General features: G+C 71.1%; 16 protein-coding genes. 5 read left to right on the top strand and 11 right to left on the bottom strand.

What is annotated here, in order from left to right:
• Positions 1 to 177: 177 nt before the first annotated feature.
• Positions 178 to 381, top strand: coding sequence for an antitoxin (locus BLU81_RS25620; protein ID WP_092547007.1), 204 nt, complete (start codon positions 178 to 180; stop codon positions 379 to 381).
• 142 nt (positions 382 to 523) lie between these two features.
• Here the strand turns inward: BLU81_RS25620 and BLU81_RS25615 are convergent, their stop codons facing one another.
• The 6 genes from BLU81_RS25615 to lpdA all read right to left on the bottom strand — a co-directional run bounded on the left by BLU81_RS25615 (position 524) and on the right by lpdA (position 7,492).
• Complete coding sequence (locus BLU81_RS25615) at positions 524 to 688, bottom strand: peptide ABC transporter substrate-binding protein (RefSeq protein ID WP_092547006.1); 165 nt, start codon at positions 686 to 688, stop codon at positions 524 to 526.
• Entirely contained in the window at positions 688 to 1,317 is a 630-nt protein-coding gene (gene lipB / locus BLU81_RS25610; RefSeq protein WP_092547005.1) for a lipoyl(octanoyl) transferase LipB, read from the bottom strand. The genes BLU81_RS25615 and lipB overlap by 1 nt, the downstream gene beginning before the upstream one ends.
• A 21-nt stretch (positions 1,318 to 1,338) precedes the next feature.
• Entirely contained in the window at positions 1,339 to 3,216 is a 1,878-nt protein-coding gene (locus tag BLU81_RS25605) for a DUF2029 domain-containing protein (RefSeq protein ID WP_092547004.1), read from the bottom strand.
• A 31-nt stretch (positions 3,217 to 3,247) separates the two neighbouring features.
• Complete coding sequence (locus tag BLU81_RS25600; protein WP_092547003.1) at positions 3,248 to 4,165, bottom strand: TIGR01777 family oxidoreductase; 918 nt, start codon at positions 4,163 to 4,165, stop codon at positions 3,248 to 3,250.
• A 91-nt stretch (positions 4,166 to 4,256) separates the two neighbouring features.
• Positions 4,257 to 6,062: a 2-oxoglutarate dehydrogenase, E2 component, dihydrolipoamide succinyltransferase gene (sucB, locus tag BLU81_RS25595; RefSeq protein WP_092547002.1), complete on the bottom strand. Its 1,806-nt coding sequence runs from the start codon at positions 6,060 to 6,062 to the stop codon at positions 4,257 to 4,259.
• Positions 6,063 to 6,100: 38 nt separating this feature from the next.
• Positions 6,101 to 7,492 (bottom strand): dihydrolipoyl dehydrogenase, encoded by a 1,392-nt coding sequence (lpdA, locus tag BLU81_RS25590; protein WP_092557624.1) that lies wholly within the window; start codon positions 7,490 to 7,492, stop codon positions 6,101 to 6,103.
• A 163-nt stretch (positions 7,493 to 7,655) separates the two neighbouring features.
• On the opposite strand from lpdA, the gene BLU81_RS25585 reads away from it, so the two are divergent.
• Complete coding sequence (locus BLU81_RS25585; RefSeq protein ID WP_092547001.1) at positions 7,656 to 7,976, top strand: hypothetical protein; 321 nt, start codon at positions 7,656 to 7,658, stop codon at positions 7,974 to 7,976.
• Between the two features lie 27 nt (positions 7,977 to 8,003).
• On the opposite strand, the gene BLU81_RS25580 is transcribed toward BLU81_RS25585, so the two are convergent.
• Complete coding sequence (locus BLU81_RS25580; RefSeq protein ID WP_092547000.1) at positions 8,004 to 9,539, bottom strand: leucyl aminopeptidase; 1,536 nt, start codon at positions 9,537 to 9,539, stop codon at positions 8,004 to 8,006.
• Positions 9,540 to 9,659: 120 nt separating this feature from the next.
• Between BLU81_RS25580 and gcvT the strand changes: the two genes are divergently transcribed.
• The gene (gene gcvT / locus BLU81_RS25575) at positions 9,660 to 10,751 is read left to right on the top strand and encodes a glycine cleavage system aminomethyltransferase GcvT (protein ID WP_092546999.1); all 1,092 of its coding nucleotides are present in this window, start codon (positions 9,660 to 9,662) and stop codon (positions 10,749 to 10,751) included.
• Positions 10,752 to 10,861: 110 nt separating this feature from the next.
• On the opposite strand, the gene BLU81_RS25570 is transcribed toward gcvT, so the two are convergent.
• The gene (locus tag BLU81_RS25570) at positions 10,862 to 11,602 is read right to left on the bottom strand and encodes an adenosylcobinamide-GDP ribazoletransferase (protein ID WP_092546998.1); all 741 of its coding nucleotides are present in this window, start codon (positions 11,600 to 11,602) and stop codon (positions 10,862 to 10,864) included.
• Entirely contained in the window at positions 11,595 to 13,505 is a 1,911-nt protein-coding gene (locus BLU81_RS25565) for a bifunctional adenosylcobinamide kinase/adenosylcobinamide-phosphate guanylyltransferase (RefSeq protein ID WP_092546997.1), read from the bottom strand. The genes BLU81_RS25570 and BLU81_RS25565 overlap by 8 nt, the downstream gene beginning before the upstream one ends.
• Positions 13,506 to 13,589: 84 nt before the next feature.
• Here BLU81_RS25565 and BLU81_RS25560 point away from each other — a divergent pair, with 84 nt between their 5' ends.
• Together BLU81_RS25560 and BLU81_RS25555 are read left to right on the top strand one after the other, a co-directional pair.
• Positions 13,590 to 13,787, top strand: coding sequence for a hypothetical protein (locus BLU81_RS25560; protein ID WP_092546996.1), 198 nt, complete (start codon positions 13,590 to 13,592; stop codon positions 13,785 to 13,787).
• Between the two features lie 13 nt (positions 13,788 to 13,800).
• Positions 13,801 to 14,622 (top strand): site-2 protease family protein, encoded by an 822-nt coding sequence (locus BLU81_RS25555; RefSeq protein ID WP_092546995.1) that lies wholly within the window; start codon positions 13,801 to 13,803, stop codon positions 14,620 to 14,622.
• A 3-nt stretch (positions 14,623 to 14,625) separates the two neighbouring features.
• Here the strand turns inward: BLU81_RS25555 and BLU81_RS25550 are convergent, their stop codons facing one another.
• The gene (locus tag BLU81_RS25550) at positions 14,626 to 15,624 is read right to left on the bottom strand and encodes an aldo/keto reductase family protein (protein WP_092546994.1); all 999 of its coding nucleotides are present in this window, start codon (positions 15,622 to 15,624) and stop codon (positions 14,626 to 14,628) included.
• Positions 15,625 to 15,630: 6 nt separating this feature from the next.
• On the bottom strand, positions 15,631 to 18,516 hold the full coding sequence (locus BLU81_RS48585) for a WG repeat-containing protein (RefSeq protein ID WP_157751783.1): 2,886 nt from the start codon (positions 18,514 to 18,516) through the stop codon (positions 15,631 to 15,633).
• Between the last annotated feature and the right edge of the window lie 2,367 nt (positions 18,517 to 20,883).

Here is a 20,883-nt window from a genome sequence, read left to right as displayed (position 1 = left end):
CCGCCAGCGTGCCGACTCAGGGCGCGCATCACCGCTCAACCCGCCACACAGAGCGGGCGTGCATTCGGGGCGTGTGCGGTGGGCCGGGATTCTCACCGGAGCTACCGGGCGGATGTCGTGGCTACTCGAAACGGTGAGTCCGGGTTTTGGCATGAGCGGGGAGGGCAATCGGGCTGCATGAGCTTCTTGGACAAGGCTAAGGAACTGGTGGCGAAACACGACGAGCAGGTCGACGCCGGTCTGGAGAAGCTGGGCGACCAGGTCGACCAGCGGACCGGGCAGAAGTATTCGGATCACATCGACCGGGGTGTGGACGCCGCTCAGCAGCACACCGGCGCGGGTGACACCCACCAGCGGGTGACGGAGGACCGCACCCCCTGAGCCGGGCGCCGGACCTGCCGGGGCTGGACCGTGGGGTTCGGTGACCGGCGCATTCGGCCCGGCGGTCGCGGGGTGGCCTCGGCCCCGTCGTTCCCTCGCGGGGACCTGACGGGGCCGTTTGTCGTTCGTACCGAAAAGGGTCTTAAAGAATGACCGCGATCGTGACCACCGCGACGATCGTGAAAGGGATGATCGTGGTGCATGCCAGGATCGCCCAGGCGATCGGGTGACCGAAATTGAGCACCATGCTCCCGTTCGGCCGGGGGACGAAGACCCGTTTGTCGCGCGGGTTGCGGTAGAGCTCCATCAGATCAGCGTGGTCAGGTGGCGCTCGACGACCGGCATGACCTCGCTGAGCGGGATCGGGCGACCGACCTCGGCGCTCAGGGACGTGACGTCGGCGTCGCGGATGCCACATGGGATGAACCGGTCGAAGTTTGACAGATCGCAGTCGCAGTTCAGGGCGAAGCCGTGCAGCGTGACGCCTCGGGAGACCCGGATGCCGATCTGGGCGATCTTGCGGTCCAGGCCGCCGTCGGTGGCCCGGACCCAGGCGCCGCTGCGGCCGTCGACCCGCTCGGCGACCACACCGAACTCGGCGCAGACGTCGATCAGCATCTGCTCGGTGCGGCGCACGTAGGCGACCACGTCGACCGGGGTGGCCAGGCGCAGGATCGGGTAGCCGACGAGCTGGCCCGGACCGTGCCAAGTGATCTTGCCGCCGCGGTCGACGTCGACCACGGGGGTGCCGTCGAAGGGGCGGTCGGCCGGCTCGGTGCGTTTGCCCGCGGTGAAGACACTGGGGTGCTCGAGCAGCAGGATGGTGTCCGGCTGCGTGCCGGACGCCACCGCCTCGTGCAGGCGTTTCTGCTCCTCCCAGGCCTCCAGGTAGTCGACCAGGCCGGGGCGCAGGACGGTGAGAACAGAGGAAGTCACCTCCGAAGCCTAGCTCCGGAGTCACTCCGTCTGGTCGACCGGATCCACTCCCGGCCGAATGCGCCACACCAGCACGTCGTCCACCTGCTCGGGCGGGCCGAGGAGATCGGTCGCGGTCACCTCGACGGCGTTGCGGAACAGTGTCATGTGATCGCTGCCGGTGATCTTCTCCGGCAGGAACACCGCCTCCACATCCCAGTAGGCGAAGTCGGAACGGGCCTGCGCACGGTCGGCGTTGCTCAGTTCGGTGACGTAGCCGTACAGCGCGGCGCGGGTGAACAGCCAGTCGGTCGCGAGCGGGGGAGCACCGATCCGTCCCATCTGCTCGCGGCCCTCCTCGCCGGTGGTCATCGGGCCGAGGAAGTAGCCGCCGGGAATGCGGAACTGGGCGCCGCCGCGGGCCATCGTGTACGCCTGCCAGCGCTGGCCGTCGGCGGTCACGTTCAGGGCGAACGGCAGGGCGGACAGCACGCCGTCCGCCGACACGTACTGCTGCCAGGTGCCGTTCGCGATGAAGTCCGGCTCCGGCGCGCGATCCTGGTGCCGCACCGGCAGCGGGAAGATCGGGAGCAGGGCGGCCACGATCGCCACGGTCAGCCCGGTCCGCGTGTTCGGCGCGTCGATCCGCTTGTCCAGCAGCTCCTGGGTGACCAGGGCCAGCAGGATCCCGAACACCACGGCCACGATCAGCGCCAGCCGCAACGGCAGCGCCGCGTCGAACAGCGGCAGCCGGGCCAGTGCCGCGTACGGCAGCGGGATCGGCAGCTCGGCGTCCATCCAGTTGAGCCGAGGGCCCCAGGACAGCACCGTGAACACCGCGCCGACCACCATGATCGCGCGCAGTGTCGCCTTGCGCCCGGGTGCCGCCCGCCGCCACACCAGCACGGCGGCGACGGCCATCAGGACCACGAAGGGCACGCCGAAGTAGCTGGTCTCCTCGGTCCGGTTGGGGCCGAGTTCGGAACCGAGACCGAACAGCGCTGCCAGCGACCGGCTCGGGAACGACAGGTACGCGGCCGTGTCCTCGGCGAAGTACCGCTGGTTGTAGCCGGTGCCGGAGAACGTCTGCGGCCCGGCGAAGTGCATGTACAGCGGGTAGGCCAGCAGCGCCCCGGCGACCACCGCGGCCACCGCCACCGCCCGCAGCACGGTGCCGAACGCGGCCTTGACCTCGTCGCGCACCGGCCCGGCCAGCGACCAGACGACGACGAAGAGAGCGGCGGCCAGCGCGGTGTAGAACAGCCCCTCGGCGGCGATGGTGAAGAACGCCGCCAGCATCAGCCCGAGCACGAGCCCGTTGCGCAGCCACCGGCCCGGCTGCCGCAGCCGCAGCACCTGCCAGATCACCAGCGGGGCGATCCAGCCGGCGGTCCAGTTCAGGTGGCCGTTGGCGTGCGAGATGAAACCGGGCGCGAACCCGCAGAACATGCCGCCCAGCCCGGCCGCGACCGGGCTGGCGACCAGCCAGCGGCGCAGGAACAGGTACCACACGAACGCGGACCCGGCCAGATTCAGCGTGAGGATGGTCACGTAACTGACCTGTGGGCCGGCCAGGTACGTCAGCGGCGAGAACAGGATCGTGTAGACCGAGATCGAGGTGTTCGCCGCCAGGTTCACCCCCCACGGCACGTTCATCAGGTCGGTGAAGAACGGATTGGCCCCGTGCCCCAGCGTGTAGACGCCGTAGCCCAGCAGCCACTCGAAGAACGCGGTGTCCCCGACGTTGTCGGAGAGCACATGGTTGTACGGATCGCGCCAGAGCCCGTTCGTCACGTAGACGGCCATCGCCAGCGCCAGCGCGGCGACGGTCAGATGGGCACGCCACGGCCGGGCAGGGGACGGCGACGGCTCGACGGGCGGATCGGCGGACGCGGCGGGGGCATCGGTGGCGACGGACATCAGGCGGAGGGTAGCAAAAAAGCCTGAAGGCTTAGGAGGTCATCGCTGCTTCGGGACGCAGGGCGGCGGCGATGGCGTCGGCCATCCCCGGGTACGCCCACACGAACCCGGCACCGGACAGCACACCGGGCAGCACCCGCTGACTGCGCTGCGCCTCTCCGGCCATCTCGCCGATCACCACGTCCAGCACCGGACCGGGCACCGTCAGCAGCGCCGGGCGGTGCAGCGCGCGGGCCAGGTCACGGGTGAAGTCCTCGTTGCGCACCGGCTGCGGCGACACCATGTTGACCGGGCCGGCCAGATCCTCCCGGTCGAGCAGGAACTCGGCGGCGGCCAGCCAGTCTTCCAGCGCGATCCACGCCATCCACTGCTTACCCCCACCGATCCGGGAGCCCGCGCCCAGCTTGAACAGCGGTAGCAGCGGCTTGAGAAGGGCGCCACCGGCGTCGATCGTCGGAGCGGTACGCAACAGCACCACCCGGGTGCCGGCGTCCTCGGCGGGGCGGGCGGCGGCCTCCCACACCCGGCACAGGTCGGCCAGGAACGTGTTGCCAGCCGGGGCCTCCTCGGTGACCTCCTGCTCGCCGGTCGCTCCGTACCACCCGGCACCGGACGCCTGCAGCAGCGTGCGCGGGCGCTCGCCCTCCGGTAACTGCCCGATGGTGCGGGCGATCGTGTCGGTGGTGTTGATCCGGCTGGACCGCAGCACCCGCTTATAGGCGTCCGTCCAGCGCTTGTCGCCGATGTTCGCGCCGGCGAGATTGATCACCGCTCCAGCGCCGGCGAGCACGTCGGTGTCCAGCCGGCCCTGCGCCGGGTCCCAGGTGGCCTCATCGGGCCGGTCGGTGGGGCGCCGGACGAGCCGGACGATCTCGTGGCCGCTCTGACTCAGCCGCTCGGCGAGCCGGGTACCGAGGAAACCGGACGCACCGGCCATGACGATCCGCATACCGTGATTCTTTCCCGAAGATCCCACAAGCCCAAACAAATCGGGGGGTACGCCACTCCTGGCGCACCCCCCGATCCGGTCATCCGTGGTGTTACAGGCCCAGATCGGCCTCGAAGTTGCCGGCCTCCAGCCGCTCCTTCAGCGTGCCCAGGAAGCGGGCCGCGTCAGCGCCGTCCACGATCCGGTGGTCGTAGGAGAGCGCCAGGTAGACCATCGAGCGCGGCACGATGATCTCGCCCAGCTCCGGGTCGTTCACGATCACCGGGCGCTTGACGACCGCGCCGAGACCGAGGATGCCGACCTGCGGCTGGTTGATGATCGGGGTGTCGAACAGCGCGCCCCGGCTGCCGGTGTTGGTCAGCGTGAAGGTGCCGCCACCGATCTCGTCCGGCCCGATCTTGTTGTTGCGGGTGCGGTCCGCCAGGTCGGCGATCCGTTTGGACAGACCAGCCAGGTTCAGGTCACCGGCGTCCTTGATGACCGGGACGACCAGGCCCTTCGGCGCGTCCACCGCGATACCGAGGTGCTCGGCGCCGTGGTAGGTGACGGTGCCCGCCTCCATGTCCAGCGACGAGTTGACCACCGGGTGCTGCTGCAGTCCTTCGACCGTGGCCAGGGCGAAGAACGGCAGGAAGGTCAGCTTCACGCCGTGCTTGGCCTGGAAGTCGGCCTTCGCCTTGTTCCGCAGGTTCGCGATCTTGGTGACGTCGACCTCGACGACCGTGGTCAGCTGGGCCGAGACCTGCAACGACTCCACCATGCGGCGGGCGATCGTCTGACGGATCCGGGGCAGCTTCTCGGTGCGGCCACGCAGCGGGCTCGGCTCCGGCTTGGCAGCCGCCTTCGCCGCGGGCTTGTCCGTCGGGGCGGCAGCGGCGGCCGGGGCCGGCTGCGCCTTCGCCGCGGCGGCCTTCTCCGCGGCGTCGATGACGTCCTGCTTGCGGATCCGGCCACCGACGCCGGTGCCGGTCAGGCTGGACAGGTCCACGCCCTTCTCGGCGGCCAGCTTGCGGACCAGCGGCGTGACGTAACCGGCGTCGCCGGCTCCGTTCGAAGCGACCGCGGCGGGGGCCGGTGCGGCCTTGGCCGTCTCGGTCGCCGGCGGGATCTGCGGCGCCGGGGCGCTCTCCACCTTCGGCGCGGCGGCCTGCTGCGGAGCGGGCTTCTCGACCGGCTTCTCAGCGACCGGGGCCGGCTTCTCAGCGGCCGGGGCCGGCTTCTCAGCGGCCGGGGCCGGGGCGGGCTCCGGCTTCTTCTCCGGCGCCGGGGCGCTGCCCGGGGTGCCGACGATCGCCAGGACGGCGCCGACCTCGGCGGTCTCGTCCTCGGCGACCTTGATCTCCAGCAGCGTGCCGGCGACCGGCGACGGCAGCTCGGTGTCGACCTTGTCGGTGGAGACCTCGACCAGCGGCTCGTCCGCCTCGACGGTGTCGCCGACGGCCTTCAGCCAGCGGGTGATGGTGCCCTCGGTGACGCTCTCGCCCAGGGCGGGCAGCTTCACCTCGGTGCCCTCGCCACCGCTCGCCGGAGCGGCGGACTGCGGCGCCGGGGCCTCCTCTTCGACCGGCTTCTCCGTCGACGGCTCGACCGGGGCGGCGGGTTCCGGCTCGGCCTCGGCCTCCTGAGCGGGTGCGGGCTCGGACGAACCGGCCTCTTCGCCGTCACCGGCGATGACGGCCAGCTCGCTGCCGACGTCCGCGGTCTCGTCCTCGCCGACCACGATCCGCGAGAGGATGCCCGCGGCGGGCGAGGGGATCTCGGTGTCGACCTTGTCGGTGGAGACCTCGAGCAGCGGCTCGTCAACCTCGACGCGCTCGCCCTCCTGCTTGAGCCAGCGGGTGACGGTGCCCTCGGTGACGCTCTCACCCAGCCGCGGCATGGTTACCGATGTCGGCATGTTTTCCCAAACTCCTTAACGTCAGAACGCGATCGAAATCAGCTGTGCGCGTGCAGCGGTTTGCCCGCGAGCGCGAGGAAGGCCTCGCCCAGCGCCTCGTTCTGCGTCGGGTGGGCGTGTACGAGCTGGGCGACCTCCTCGGGGAAGGCCTCCCAGTTGGTGATCAGCTGGGCTTCGCCGACGAGTTCGCCGACTCGCGCGCCGACCATGTGGACGCCGACGACCGGGCCGTCCTCGACCCGGACCAGCTTGATGAAGCCGGCCGTCTTGAGGATCTGGCTCTTGCCGTTGCCGCCCAGGTTGTACGTGTACGACGAGACCTTGTCGGCACCGTACGTCTCCTTGGCCTTGGCCTCGGTGATGCCGACCGACGCGACCTCGGGGTCGGAGTAGGTAACCCGCGGGATACCCGCCTCGTCGATGACCGCCGGGTTCTTGCCGGCGATCTCCTCGGCCACGAAGATGCCCTGCTGGAAGCCCCGGTGCGCGAGCTGCAGGCCGGGCACGATGTCGCCGACGGCGTAGATGTTCCCGACGCCGGTGTGCAGGCGCTCGTTGACGATCACGAAGCCCCGGTCGAGGGTGACGCCCTGCTGCTCGTAACCCAGGTTCGCGGTGGTCGGGCCACGGCCGACCGCGACCAGGAGGATCTCGGCCTCCAGGGTCTCGCCGCCGGCGATGGTCACCTTGACGCCGTTCTCGGTCTTCTCGACCTTCTCGAACGGCTTGCCGACCTTGAAGTTGATCTTCCGCTTGCGGAAGGCGCGCTCGACCTGCTTGGAGATCTCCTCGTCCTCCGCCGCGACCAGGCGGGGCAGGGCCTCGATGATCGTCACGTCGGCGCCGAACGACTTCCACACGCTGGCGAACTCGACGCCGATCACGCCGCCGCCGAGCACGATCGCCGAGGTCGGCACCCGGTCCAGCTTCAGGGCGTGCTCGCTGGTCAGCACCCGCGTGCCGTCGACCTCCAGGCCGGGCAGGGAACGGGAGTAGGAGCCGGTGGCGAGGATGACGTTGCGCCCGGTGTAGCGCTTGCCGTCCACCTCGACGGTGTCCTTGCTGACGAGCTTGCCCGCGCCCTGGACGATGGTGATGTTCTTGTTGTGCCCGAGCAGGCCGGTCAGGCCCTTGAAGAGGCGCCCGACGACACCGTCCTTGTAGGCGTTCACGCCGGCCATGTCGATGCCGACCAGATCGGCCTTGACACCGAACTGCTCGCTCTCGCGCGTCTGATCCGCGATCTCCGCCGCGTGCAGCAGCGCCTTCGTCGGAATGCATCCGCGATGCAGGCAGGTACCGCCGAGTTCGGCCTTGTCGATCAGCGCCACCGAGAGGTCGAACTGAGCGGCACGCAGAGCGGCCGCATAACCGCCACTACCTGCGCCGAGAATGACGATGTCGAAGGTTCCGCCGTTGGGCTGGCTCACGTTGACTCCAGTGGTCGCATCGTCTCCGGTGTGGGTCACACAATGGAAACGGTCACAGTCCCGTCGCTGACATCTTGTCACTTCTCGACCCGGTCAATGCAGCCAGGTGCCCACGACACGTCGGCCCGACGTACCCTTGCGGGATCGAACGTGAGGAGGAGCGGTGGCTTGGTTTCGGCGGCGGTCGCAGTCCGGCGGGCCCGGCGGCAAGCAGGTCAACCAGGCCGATCTTGAGCATCTTACGCAATTCTTCCGCTCCCGTCGGGGAGTCGAGGCATTCATCGAGCCACAGACGACAGTGACCGAGACCACCCTGTTGCTTGTGGCACACGACGGTGAATGGACCCGGCGGCGGATCGGCTCACCCGACGTCGCGTGGAAGTTCGCGCACCAGCTCAGCATGCCCGTCTATGACATCAAACTGCTCGGTTATCCACAGCGGATGCGCGACTACAACGAGCGGCAGCGGCGCCGCCCGGCCTGAGACCGGGCAGCGCCCCGATGACGAGGATCAGGCCAGGTCGTCGATCAGCTTGAGGAAGGTGCGGACCGGCACGCCGGTGCCGCCCTTCGTCCAGTAACCGGTCGCCTCACCGGTGTGGTAGGCGGGACCCGCGATGTCGATGTGCGCCCACTCGACACCCTCGGTCACGAACTCCCGCAGGAAGACCCCGCCCTGCAGCATGTGCCCGGCCCGGTCCAGGTTCGCGTTCGTCTGGCAGATGTCGGCGATGTCCGACTCCATGCCCTTGCGCACGTCGTCCGGCAGCGGCATCCGCCAGGCCGGCTCGCCGACTGCGGTGCCGGCCTTCTCCACCAGCGCGGTCGCCTCGTCCGAACCCATCAGACCGGCGATCCGCTTGCCCAGCGAGATCACCTGCCCGCCGGTCAGCGTCGAGGTCTCGAACAGGTAGTCGGTGCCGTCCGCGCAGGCCCGCGCCATCGCGTCACCGAGCACCATCCGGCCCTCGGCGTCGGTGTTGAACACCTCGACCCGCTTGCCGTTGAACATGGTGATCACGTCGCCCGGCCGGTACGCCGACCCGGACGGCATGTTCTCCGCGATCGCCAGGTAGCCGGAGACCGCCACACCCGGCTTCAGCGCCGCGATCGCCAGCATGGTGGCCGCCACCGCCGCCGCCCCGGCCATGTCGGACTTCATCTCCCACATGCCCGCGGACGGCTTGATGCTCACGCCACCGGTGTCGAAGGTGATGCCCTTGCCGACCAGCGCCACCCGCTTCGGGCTGTCCACCCCGGCCGGCGTGTAGGTCAGTTTCACCAGCCGCGGCGGCGCCTCGGAACCCTGCCCGACCGCCACGATACCGCCGTACCCGCCGGCCTTGAGCTGCTCGAAGTCGAGCACCTCGACCCCCAGCCCGGCCTCGGTCGCGGCCGTCGCCACCTGGTCGGCGAGGTCCGCCGGCTGCAGCACGTTCGGCGGGGTGTTGACCCAGTCCCGGCTCAGCCGGACCGCGCGGGCCACGATCTCGGCGCGCCGCAGCTCGGCCGTGGCCGTCTCGTCGGCGGCGTCCGGCACGTGCAGGCGCAGCTCGGCGACCGGCTCCCGGCGGCCCTTCGGCGGTTTCGACTTGTAACCGGCGAACCGGTACCCGCCGAGCAGGGCGCCCTCCAGGGTGGCGCGCAGCACCGGCGCGGCGTCGGTGTCGTCCGGCACCGGCAGCGCCAGCACCACCGTCGCACTGCCGGCCAGGGCCCGGACCGCGGCACCGGCACCCCGGCGCAGCGTCTCCAGCTCGGGCGCCGGGCCGGTCGGCTCGGTGCCCAGGCCCACCGCCACCAGCAGCGGCGCGGAGATCGTGCCGAGGGTGGCCAGTTTGGTCACCTCGCCGGCCGCTCCGGTCGCGCCGAGCAGAGCCAGCGTCGCGGTCAGCTTGCCGTCGAAGGCCGCGGCGATGCTCTCGGCGCCGGCGGCGGGCAGCAGCGTGCCGTCCTCGTCGGGCTGGCTGTGCAAGCCGATGACGATGGCATCGACCGCGGATTCGGCCGGGTCGGTGTCGACCAGGCTGAGGGTGGGCTGGGTCACTCGGACTCTCCGGGACGTCGGGGCCGGAAACACGCCTGTGGGCGCCTTTCCGGCTAACGGGAAGCATGTGTTGTCTCCGCGACTCTAAACCCGCCCAAGGTCACCGGTAAGTTGAGTCTCATGTCTGCCGAGCTTCTTCAGTCCCCCCTGCACGACCGTCACGTCGCCCTCGGCGCCAAGTTCGCCTCCTTCGGCGGCTGGGACATGCCCCTGGAGTACGCCGGCGGCGGAGTCCTGAAGGAGCACGCGGCGGTCCGTGAGTCGGCCGGCGTGTTCGACGTGTCACACCTCGGCAAGGCCCGGGTCCGCGGGACCGGCGCGGCCGCCTTCGTGAACTCCTGCCTCACCAACGACCTGGGCCGCATCGAACCCGGCAAGGCGCAGTACACCCTCTGCTGCGACGAGTCCGGCGGTGTCGTCGACGACCTGATCGCCTACCTGTACGCCGACGACCACGTCTTCCTGATCCCGAACGCCGCCAACACCACCGAGGTGGTCCGCCGTCTCGTCGAGGCCGCGCCCTCTTCGTTGGAAATCACCGATGAGCACCGCTCGCACGCCGTGCTGGCCGTCCAGGGCCCGCAGTCCGCGGAGATCCTCGGCAAACTCGGCCTGCCGGTGTCACACGGCTACATGTCGTTCGAGACCGGGACCCTCGGCGGCACCGAGCTGATCGTCTGCCGGACCGGGTACACCGGCGAACACGGCTACGAACTGGTCGTCCCGTGGGACGCCGCGCCCGCGGTGTGGGACGCGATCATCGAGGCCGGGGTCCGCCCGTGCGGCCTCGGCGCCCGGGACACGCTGCGCACCGAGATGGGCTACCCGCTGCACGGTCAGGAGCTCAGCCTCGACATCAGCCCCGTGCAGGCCCGGTCCGGCTGGGCGGTGGGCTGGGACAAGCCGGCCTTCTGGGGCAAGACGGCCCTGCAGGCCGAGAAGACCGCCGGTCCGCGCCGGTCACTGCGGGGCCTGGAACTGACGGGCCGCGGCATCCCCCGGGGACACATGAGTGTGTACGTGGGGGAGCGGCTCGTCGGAGAGACCACCAGCGGCACCTTCTCGCCGACGAAGAAGTCCGGGATCGCCCTCGCCCTCATCGACACCGCCGCCGGCCTGACCGACGGCACCCTCGTCGAGATCGACATCCGGGGCCGCCGCATCGAGGCCCGCCTGGTCAAGCCCCCGTTCGTCACCCCGTCGGTCCGCTGACGGCCCGCCACCCGTCTGCTGCGTGCCGAGTCGCGGTTCGATCCGCACCCCGGCTCACCACGCATGCGGCTACCGCTTCCATCGTGCCGAGTCGCGGTTCGATTCGCGCCCTAACTCGGCACGGTGGTCAGGGCCACCAGCGTCAGCGTCACGGCCAACTCGACTGACGCGCCGAGGACGTCTCCGGTGACGCCTCCGAAACGGCGTACGACATGACGCAGGAGAAGGACCACCGCCAACCCGGAGAGAGCGACGGCCACCGGCCCCTGCCACGGACGGCCCGGCACCGCGGCGGCCCCCAGAGCCACCGTCAGCGTCGCGGCGACCGTGAGTGCCCACCCGGGCACCGTGGAGGCCACCAGCGCGCCCATGCCGCCGGGACGGGCGGCGGGCACTCCCCGGCGGCAGGCGACGGTGATCGCCAGCCGGCCGGCGGCCCAGGCGGTCACGATCGCCCACGGCCCGGCGGAGGAGACCGCGGCGGTCTGGATCAGGACGGTGGCGGCCAGGGCCACCACTCCGAACGGTCCGATGTCCGGCTTTTTCATGATCTCCAGGGCGGCCGGACCGGAGCGGTACGACCCGAGCGCGTCGACCGTGTCGGCCAGCCCGTCCAGATGCAGCCCCCGGGTCAGCAGCGCCCCCGCCGCGACCGTCACCCCGGCCGCCACCAGCGCCGGTGAACCCAGCGCCCGCAGCCCCTCGTGCAGCCCGGCCAGCACCAGCCCGAGCAGCGCCCCGACGGCCGGGGCCACCGCCATCGCCACCGCCGCGGCGGACCGGTCGACCCGGCCCGTCCGCAGCGGCAGCACGGTCAGCGTGGTGACCGCCAGCCGGATCCCGTCAAGCACCCGGCTCGCGGAAGTTCACCGTGTTGAAGGCCGCGGTGTTGAAGGAGAGGTCCGGCCCGTCCTCGTCGACATCGGTGTCCTCGTCGTCGATCTCGTCGTCGGTGTCCTCGTCGAGACCGTCGTCGCCCACCTCGGACAGCAGCGCCGGATGCACCGGTGACGACGCGGCCAGACTGATCGCGGTACGCAGCAGCGGCAGCACCGACAGCGCGTTCGCCCCCTCGCCCAGGTCGAGGCCGGTCTGCAGCACCGGAGTCAGCCCGAGCACATCCGCACCCTGCTTGACCAGCGCGAGCGTGCCGCTCTCCGGCAGCAGGCACCAGTGCCGGGTCTGGCTGGCCAGGTCCCGCGCGACCAGTCCGGCGGCGATCCCGAGCGGGCCGTCCACCAGCACCGGAACCCGCCGGGCGGCCGCACCAAGCAGCAGGCCGGTGGCGACCGCCACGTCCAGGCCGCCGATCTGGCGCAGGATGTCGGTGGCACCACGCGGCTCCTGCCGGATCCGGTGCAGGGCGTCCCGGATCGCGGCGCAGCGCACCATCCAGGCCGCGTCGTCGAACCGGCCGCCGGGAACGAGCACCCGCGGCAGCGTCGCGACCGGCTCGGCCCCGGTGGTGGCGGCCAGCACCGCCGTCGCGGCGGCCTCGGCCCCGGTACCGATCGCGGCGAGCAGGATCACATCCCGGCCCGCGTCGACGGCGGCGTCGGCGAGTTTCCAGCCGTCCCGCAGCGCCGTCTCCACAGCGTCCTCGACGGTGACCGGACCGTCCTCCATGGCGCCGACCGGAGCGGTCCGCAGCACCGAGATGTCGGCGCCGGCCTGGGCGGCGAGCCGTCCCAGCAGGCCCTCGCCGCGTTCGGTCTCGGCGATGCGCCGTTCCACATCGGCCTCGTCGCTTCCGGCGGCCGCTCCACCGGCCCGGCTGCCGGTGACCACCACCACCCGTACCCCGCTCCAGGCCCTGGGGGTGGTCGTGTTCTGGGTCGCGGCGGCGAACTCGACCGCCTCGGCCAGCGCGCCCAGCCCCGCACCCGGCAGGTCCAGGTCGGTCAGGCGCTCGCGGGCGTCCGGTCCGGCGTCACTGTTCGGCAGCGGCAGGTCCATGCCCGGTTTGATCTCGGTGAGCCCGGACGCCACCAGTGGCAGCATCATCGTGGACTCGCTCAGGGCGGCGCTCGGCTGCGGCTCCGGCGTAGTGAGGGGGACGACCACAGTGGCCGGCTCCGCCGGCGGCTCCGCCGGCGGCTGTGCCGGCGGCGGCGGGGGCGCGGGAGTGCTCGGCGTCGCCATCGCGATCGGCCGGGACGCGACGACGGGCGGCGCCGCTTCGATCGGTGCCGCCGCGTCGACAGGTGCCGCCGAGCCCTTCAACCAGCTCGGCTGACCGGCGACCACCAGGGCCACCCCGTCGCAGACCGCGGCCAGCGCCTGGTTGGTGGTGCCCAGCGCGTCGGTGAACGCCCGCCCGACCGGGTTGAGCGGCACCAGCGACAGCCCGACCTCCGGGCTGACCAGGACGACCCGGGCGGCGGTGTCCCGGACCGCCGCGGCCAGCGCCGCCACGTCGGCCTCGTCGTCGTTGGGCTGCCGGGACGGGTCGAGGACGGCGGCGACCCAGCCACCGAGGTCGTCGACGAGCAGGGTCTCGCCGGCACTCGCGGACAGCAGCAGCTCGGTCAGGAGCGCGGGTTCGCGGCTGACCTCCTCGGTCGTCCAGGACTGGGGCCGTCGCCGCTGATGGGCTTCGATCCGGTCCTGCCACTCGGGGTCGTCCTCGCCGCCGGCCGCGGTAGCCACGTATCGCACCGACGGAGCGCCGGCCACCAGGGACTCGGCGAACCCGGATTTGCCGGAGCGGATACCACCGAGCACCAGAACCGTGTTCCACCGATCTTCGGACATGCCCCGTACCTTAGAGCCGGGTCGCACGGGTGGAAGCCGTAGGGTGGAAGCCCACTGAGGTATGTGACGTGAGGGGGCGGCTCAATGCCGTGGAGTTGGCGCTACGAAGACGTCGATGGCAAGCCTGTCGAAGGGCCTGCTGAGACGTTCAGCAGCCAGGCGGACGCCGAGTCGTGGATCGGTCAGGAATGGCGGCAGCTGCAGACCTCCGGGGTCGGCGCGGTCACCCTGGTCGACGACGATCGGGTGGACTACCAGATGAGCCTCCCTCCGGCCGAGTGATCGGGCTGACGACGTGACCTACGAACCGGTCTATACCCGTACGCCGCGCAACGCCTTCGTGCCGAGCCCGGTCTTCATCGGCATCGTCGCCGTCTTCGTGGTCAGCGGTGTCCTGACGTGGAACGAGTTCGGCAACGTCGGGTTCGACGTCTTCCTGTTCGTCATCACCGGCTGGCTGATCTCCCTCTGCCTGCACGAGTACGCACACGCCGTCCTCGGCTACTTCTCCGGTGACCTGACCGTCGCCGACCGGGGTTACCTGCGGCTCAACCCGTTGAAGTACACCCACCCGCTGCTGTCGATCGTGCTGCCGGTGATCGTGGTGATCCTCGGCGGCATCGGCCTGCCCGGTGGCGCGGTCTGGGTCGACCACCGCTACATCCAGAGCAAGGCCAAGGAGTCGTTGATCAGCGCGGCCGGCCCGCTGACCAACGTGGTGCTGGCGATCATCGTGGCGATCCCGTTCCTGTTCGGCCTGGCCCCGGAGATCAGCCAGGACGCGACCGGGCGTTTCGTGGCCGAAGGTGACCACATCGCGTTCTGGGCGGCCCTCGGCCTGCTCGTCTTCCTGCAGATCAGCGCGAGCCTGCTGAACTTCCTGCCGATCCCCGGCCTGGACGGCGGCGGCATCATCCACCCGTGGATGAGCCCGGCCTACCAGCGCGCGTGGAACCTGGTCGCCCCGTGGAGCTTCCTGGTGCTGTTCCTGCTGCTCTGGCAGACCGAGGTCGGCTCCTACTTCTTCACCGCGGTGGACTTCCTGGCCGGGATCCTCGGCGTCGACTGGCAGTTCTACTCCACCGGCTTCTCCCTGATGCGTTTCTGGGAGAGCTAGGCCCTAAGGACGTTTGGCCGGGCTGGAGGTGAGCGACGGATCGCGGGTCACCACCGGATCCACGATCTCGTCGATCGCCTTCAGCAGGCCGTCGTCCAATTTCACCCCGGCCGCCGTCACGTTGTCCCGCACCTGCTCCGGGCGGGACGCGCCGATGATCGCCGCCGAGACGTTCGGGTTCTGCAGCACCCACGCCAGCGCCAGCTGCGCCATCGTCAGCCCGGCCTCCGCGGCCAGCGGCTCCAGTCGGGCGACCGTGCCCAGCACGTCGTCGCTCATCCAGCGGGCGATGAACCCGGCACCCGACTTGTCGTCGGTGGCCCGCGACCCGGCCGGCGGCTGCTCCCCGGCCTTGTACTTGCCGGTCAGCACCCCCTGCGCCAGCGGCGACCAGACGATCTGACCGAGACCGAGCTCCAGTGACGCCGGCACCACCTCGGCCTCGATCACCCGCCACAGCATCGAATACTGCGGCTGGTTCGACACCAGCCGGATCCGCAGGTCGTCGGCGAGCGGCTTGGCGGCCCGGATCTCCGCGGCCGTCCACTCCGACACCCCGATGTAATGGGCCTTGCCCCGGTGCACCACGTCGGCGAACGCCTCCATGGTCTCCTCGAGCGGCGTGTGATGGTCGAACCGGTGCGCCTGATAGAGATCCACGTAATCGGTGCCGAGCCGCCGCAGCGAACCGTCGATCGACTCCAGGATGTGCTTGCGGGACAGCCCGCTCTCGTTGGCGCCCGGCCCCGTACGCCAGAAGACCTTGGTGAAGATCTCCAGACCGGACCGGCGCTCACTCTTCAAGGCCCGGCCCAGCACCTCCTCCGCCCGGGTGCCGGCGTAGACGTCGGCGGTGTCGAACGTGGTTATGCCACATTCCAGGGCCGCCTGCACGCAGGCGACGGCGGCCTCCTCCGCCACCTGTGAACCGTGGGTGATCCAGTTGCCGTAGGCGATCTCACTGACCAGTAGGCCGGAACGGCCGAGATGACGAAACTCCATGGTTCTTTATAGAACCGGGCGAGCCTCGCCGGGCAACTGCTCCACCGCCGAATCCCGATCCTTGTGCACGACGTCGACGAGCGGCTCCCCACGCCGGTTCAGCGCCCCCCACGACCCGGCCGGGTCCCGCACCAGGAACGCCGACGGATGGATCACCACAGCGGCGTGCACCGGCGGCACCACCAGCTGCCCGGCCCGGTCCACCACCCCGAACCGGTCCCCGGCGTCCACCACGGCCAGACCCTCGTCGGTGAACCCGTCCACCGAACCCCCGACGTGCAGCACCGTCAGGAACCCGTGGAACGCCGGCCGCACCGCGATCCGCCCGTTCCGGTCCACCGCACCCCAGGCGCCACCCTGCCGGACCACCGCGAGACCACTGCGGAACGGGCGCGCGTCCTCGAACCCGGCCGGCGTCACGATCAGCCGGTTCTGCAGGTCGATCGCGAACCAGCCGGAGTCGTCGCGCCGCACCCAGGCCAGGCCCTCCGCGAACGGCCCCACCGCCCGATAGTCGTGCGCCGCCGGGATCACCAGCTCACCCCGGGTGTCGATCAGCTCCCAAGCCGGCGCGCCCGGACGGCGCACCCACGCCACCCCCTCGGCGAACGGCTGCGCCTCCGCGAACTGCGGCTCCACGGCGGCGGCGTACCCCCAGAGGCCCGCCCCGTCGTCGAGCAGCCGCATCGGCGCCTTCGGCACCTCCAGAACCTCGTCGCGGGTACGGGGATAGGGCCCCCAGCCGTCGGCACTGCGCCGGGTGATCTCGTCGAGCGCCAGTTCGATCCGCTCCACCAACTCCGGATCCTCACCCTGACGTACGTCCAGGGCTCGCTCGAAGTGGTTCACCGCCTCCAACAGGCGACCCTGATCGAAAACGGACCGCCCGGCCAACTCGGAGATCTCCGCCCGGACCGCCGACGGCAGTTCCACCGATTCGGCCCGCGCATACAACCGGTCCGCCTCGTCGAACTCTCCCCGCCAGTGCAGCACATGCGCCAGCCGCGCCTGAGCGATCGCCACGGTCCGGAACTCCCCGCTGGCCTCCGCGTGCCGCAGCCCTTCCCGCCCGTCGGCGAGCGCGTCATCCAGCTCACCGAGCACCCGCGAGACCGCGGCCCGCAGACTCAGCAGCCCGGCCCGCACGTTGTCCCGCTCCGCGAACTCCAGCCGGTCACTGAGCCGATCCGCCAGATCCCCCAGCCGTTCCGGCTCGCCAACGGTCTCCCGCAGCGTCCGCGGATCGAACACCCACGGATACGACGCCAGAATCCGCTCCGGCTCAGCCCGCCGCCGATCCGCCGGAGCCTGCTCCCCCCGCCGCTGCCGAACCGGCTCCAGCCGCTCCGAACTCACACTCCCGGCCCGATCCCGGCCCTGCTCCTCGGCCTGTTTGCCGGTGTTCTCGCCGCCCTGCTCCCCGGCTTGCTCGCTGATCTTGTCGCTGGCTTGCTCGCCGGTCTGTTCTGCGTCCTGCCCTCCGGCTTTCGCCTCCGGCAGGATCTCCCGCGAGGCCGCCGCCACACCGGCTTCTGCGGCGCTTCCGGCGGATCCTTCCCCAACCGTCACCCCTTGCGCTGGTACGACCGGAGCCCCGCCCTCCTCGGTCCCCGCCTCGACGACCGCGACATCCACACCGGCCGTTTCCGCAGAGCCCACCGAGACCGCATCGTCCCCGGCCGCGTCGTTTTCAGCGTCGTCGTTCCCGGCCTGATCGCTTTCGGCCTGATCGCCCTCGACCGGGCGGGACGCCTCCATCGACGCGGCCCTGCTGCTGTCGACCTGGCCCTCGGCGCTTTGGCCCTCAGCGTCCTGGCTATCGGTGTCCTGGCCCTCGACAACCGGGTGTCCGGCAACCTCTCCGTCGACGATTGCGCTGTCCGGGGTGTCGCCGTCCGCAACCGGGCTGTCCGGGGTGTCGCCGGTTACCGCCGGGCCGGGCGTCTCCGTCTGCCCGTTCCCGCCGAAGCTCTGCCAACCGGTCCAGGCGTTGCCCCAGTCATCTTTGGACAGGCCGCCCAGGTCCCCGTGCCCACCGAAGTTCTGCCAGTCACTCCAGGCCTTGCCCCAGTCAGCCTCGGACAGACCGCCCAGGTCCCCGTGCCCACCGAAGCTCTGCCAATCAGCCCAGGCCGCAGACCAGACAGCCTCCGAAAGCCCACCGGTGAAGGACTCGCCGCTTCCGGCCTCGGTGTCATCGACCAGGGCGAACCCACCCGAATCCACAAGCACCGCATCAGCACCCACCGCAGCCGACCCGACACCGCCGACCTCCGGCACCCCAGGCTCTTCACCCTCATCGGAGGTATCCGCCAGGTCGGACACGCCTGTCGTATCGCGCGTTCCCGCCAGGTCGGACGCCAGCGCCGGGCCGGAGTCTCCCGTCACGTCGGCGTTTCCTGCAGTGTCGGGATATCCCCGCCGGTCGAGGGCTTCCTCGTCGGTGAGGGACTTCGTGACGCCGATACTCCCGGCCGCAACGATGTTCTTCATCGCGGCGAGGGAGTTGATCCCGCCGGACGGACGGTTCGCCGCACTCTGCTCGCTGTTCCCGGCCCCGTGACTCTCGGCATCCAGTGAACTGTCATCCGCGGGAGCAGGCTGCCCCACCTCAATGCCCGGTTCACGCAATTCAGCGGCAAGCTGCTCGGAGACGTCCTCGCCCTCGTGGGTAGCCTCCGCCGCCCGGCCGCTCTCCGTCTCGAAACGACCGCTCGCCGCCGTGGCCAGGCCGTTCTCAGCGCTGCCGCTCGCCACCGCGGACGGGCTGGTCCCAGCGTGGGAGTACCCGGTCTCGAACCCGGCATCGTCCGGGTCAGCCAATGTCCGAACAACGGCGATCGGCTCGAACGAAACCGGCTCGGCCTCAACTTCGGCCGGCGCCTCGCCCACCGGGGCATCCACAGCGCCGGTCCCAGCATGAACGGTTCCCGCACCGTCATACGCCGGCCCCGACCCGACAGACGGCAGTCCCGCTGCGTCGTTCTCCACCCCAGCCCCGCTGCGGTCGAGATCGTCAGACGCGAACGCGTCATCGGCAGAGTCGCCCGGCGTGAACGCGGCATCCGTGGACGCGGTAGGGGGCGCCGTGTGGACAGAGTCGTCCGGCGAAGGCGCGGTGCCGGGTGCTGCGTGCACTGCCTCGGTTCGTGAACTGTCCGCGTCGGACGACGTGAGCTCCGTCGCTGTAGCGGTTTCAGCCGTAGCGTCCTCGGCCCCGTCTTCGTCTTCGGGCGCGGCGAACCAGCCCAGCGGCCGAACCACCTCGTCGTCGGCCGCCACCTCGTCATCGGGAACAGGTTCGTCGCCGATGACGGGGGTCGTCCCGCCGTGCCCAGTCTGCGAAAGCAGCCACCCGAGACCGTGACCAGCCGGTTCGCTGTCATCCGGTTCGCCAACGGGCGTTCCCCCAACAACCGGAACGCCCGTCGTGCCGGAGATCGTTCCCGGAACGCTTGTCGTGCCAGCGGCCTGGGCCGGAACGCCCGCCGGGCCGACGGCGGGGGACTGACCCGTCCCACCGGCTGGCGGTTCCGCGGAGACGTGTTCGCCTGCCGGGGATCCGGCGAAGCCCGCGTCGGCGGTGCGCTGATCCGGCCGGGCGTGGGTTTCCGTCCCCGCGTAGGTTTCTGTCCCTGCGTAGGGCGCCTCCGGCGCAACGGGGCGGTCATCCGGACCGGCGGATTCTCCGGCGGCGGCGTGCGTTCCGAGTCGGCGCGGGTCGATGGGCCGGGTGCTGTCCTCGGTGAATCCGCGCGCTTCCGGCCCGGTCCGGCGCAGACCGAACGGCCGGGTCGGATCCTCCGGATGCGAGGCGGCACCGGGCCGTTCACCCGCGGACGGCCCATGTCCCAACCGGCGCGGGTCGAGCGGCCGGGTGGGGTCCTGCTCTTCCTCACGCCCGCGCTGCTGCTCCGACCCCTGCGAAAACCCGGTCCCTGCCCCGGTCCCAGGTCCCGGGGTAGCCCCGGTGTGCCCGACCGCGGGTGTGATCCCGGGCTGGACCCGCGGGTCCAGCCCAGCGGGCGCGGTACCCGGGACCACCCCAGCCGTGGACTGAGAGTCCAGACCCGCCACACCGGACACCGGTGCGACGCCAGGGTATGAACCCGCGACACCGGACACCGGTGCGACGCCGGGGTATGTTCCTGCGATGCCGGAGACCGGCGCTACGCCGGATGCGGCAGGCCGGTCCATGCCGGCAGGCCCGGACACCGGAGCGGTGTGACCAGGAACCGCCTGGCCGGGACTGGTGTGACCAGGAATCGCCTGTCCAGGGGTGGCCTGGCTTCGGGCTGCCGGGTCTGGTTGTGGGACGAATCCCGGGGGAGTGGCCGGGACGTGCGGGGCCGCAACGCCGGAGACCGGGGCCACGCCGGGCGAGGTGCGACCTACTCCGGAGACGGGGGCCACGCCGGGTGTGCCGTGGCTCGGTATGGGCTGGCCGGCGACCGGCGGGTAGACCGCTGCCGGTTGGACGACCGGCTGCTGCGGGGTGACCCGGGTCGGCTGCGGTGCGGGGCGGGCGGGTGCGGGGGAGTTCCGGTCCTGCGGCGCGGGCCGCAGGTCGAACGGCGAGTCCGGGGTGCGGCCATCGCGCGGGCCACGGGCCGGGAACGCCTCGGACGGCACCGGACGCGCGGCACCGTAGGCCGGTCCAGCCGGCGAGATCTGTCCCGGAACCGGCCGACCCCGCTGGTCCAGGTCCGGCCGCCCGTACTGGTCCTGCGAAGTGCGCCCGTGCTGGTCCTGCCCGGGATGCCGATATTGGTCGGCAGTGGGCCGTCCGTGCTGATCCGGCGTAGCGCGACCGTACTGGTTGGCGGCCGGCCGGCCGTGCTGGTCCTGCGCGGGGTGTCCGTGCTGATCCTGACCCGGACGACCGGGATGTCCCGGGTCCTGATCGGGCCGGCCTCGGCCTGGCGCGTAGCCGGCCGAAGCGGCAGGCGCCATCGGACCGTCGAACCGGCCGGGCTGCACCGGCCCACCCTGCTGGGGCGCGGGTCCACCCAACGAACCTGGTCGTCCCTGGACACCGGGTCCCCCGGGCGTAGCGCCACCACGAGCACCGGGGCCGCCCTGAACACCAGGACCTCCCTGAACACCAGGACCTCCCTGAACACCAGGACCACCCTGAACACCGGGACGACCCTGAATGCCAGGACCGCCCTGAACACCGGGACCACCGGCGCCGGGTCCACCCTGAACCGGGCCGCCGGAACCAGGACCGCCATATGTTCCCTGGCCGGGAACGCCCTG

Source organism: Actinoplanes derwentensis (genome assembly GCF_900104725.1).
GTDB classification, from domain to species: Bacteria; Actinomycetota; Actinomycetes; order Mycobacteriales; family Micromonosporaceae; genus Actinoplanes; species Actinoplanes derwentensis.
The sequence above is the reverse complement of the archived record's forward strand: the minus strand, read 5'-3'. Positions and strand labels throughout refer to the sequence as shown.

What these genes read in the sequence shown, in the direction of transcription:
- BLU81_RS25565 (WP_092546997.1), bottom strand. Translation starts at nt 13,505, where the DNA reads ATGTCCGAAGATCGGTGGAACACGGTTCTGGTGCTCGGTGGTATCCGC.
- gcvT (WP_092546999.1), top strand. Translation starts at nt 9,660, where the DNA reads ATGTCTGCCGAGCTTCTTCAGTCCCCCCTGCACGACCGTCACGTCGCC.
- sucB (WP_092547002.1), bottom strand. Translation starts at nt 6,062, where the DNA reads ATGCCGACATCGGTAACCATGCCGCGGCTGGGTGAGAGCGTCACCGAG.
- BLU81_RS25605 (WP_092547004.1), bottom strand. Translation starts at nt 3,216, where the DNA reads ATGTCCGTCGCCACCGATGCCCCCGCCGCGTCCGCCGATCCGCCCGTC.
- BLU81_RS25550 (WP_092546994.1), bottom strand. Translation starts at nt 15,624, where the DNA reads ATGGAGTTTCGTCATCTCGGCCGTTCCGGCCTACTGGTCAGTGAGATC.
- BLU81_RS25560 (WP_092546996.1), top strand. Translation starts at nt 13,590, where the DNA reads ATGCCGTGGAGTTGGCGCTACGAAGACGTCGATGGCAAGCCTGTCGAA.
- BLU81_RS25600 (WP_092547003.1), bottom strand. Translation starts at nt 4,165, where the DNA reads ATGCGGATCGTCATGGCCGGTGCGTCCGGTTTCCTCGGTACCCGGCTC.
- BLU81_RS25615 (WP_092547006.1), bottom strand. Translation starts at nt 688, where the DNA reads ATGGAGCTCTACCGCAACCCGCGCGACAAACGGGTCTTCGTCCCCCGG.
- BLU81_RS25620 (WP_092547007.1), top strand. Translation starts at nt 178, where the DNA reads ATGAGCTTCTTGGACAAGGCTAAGGAACTGGTGGCGAAACACGACGAG.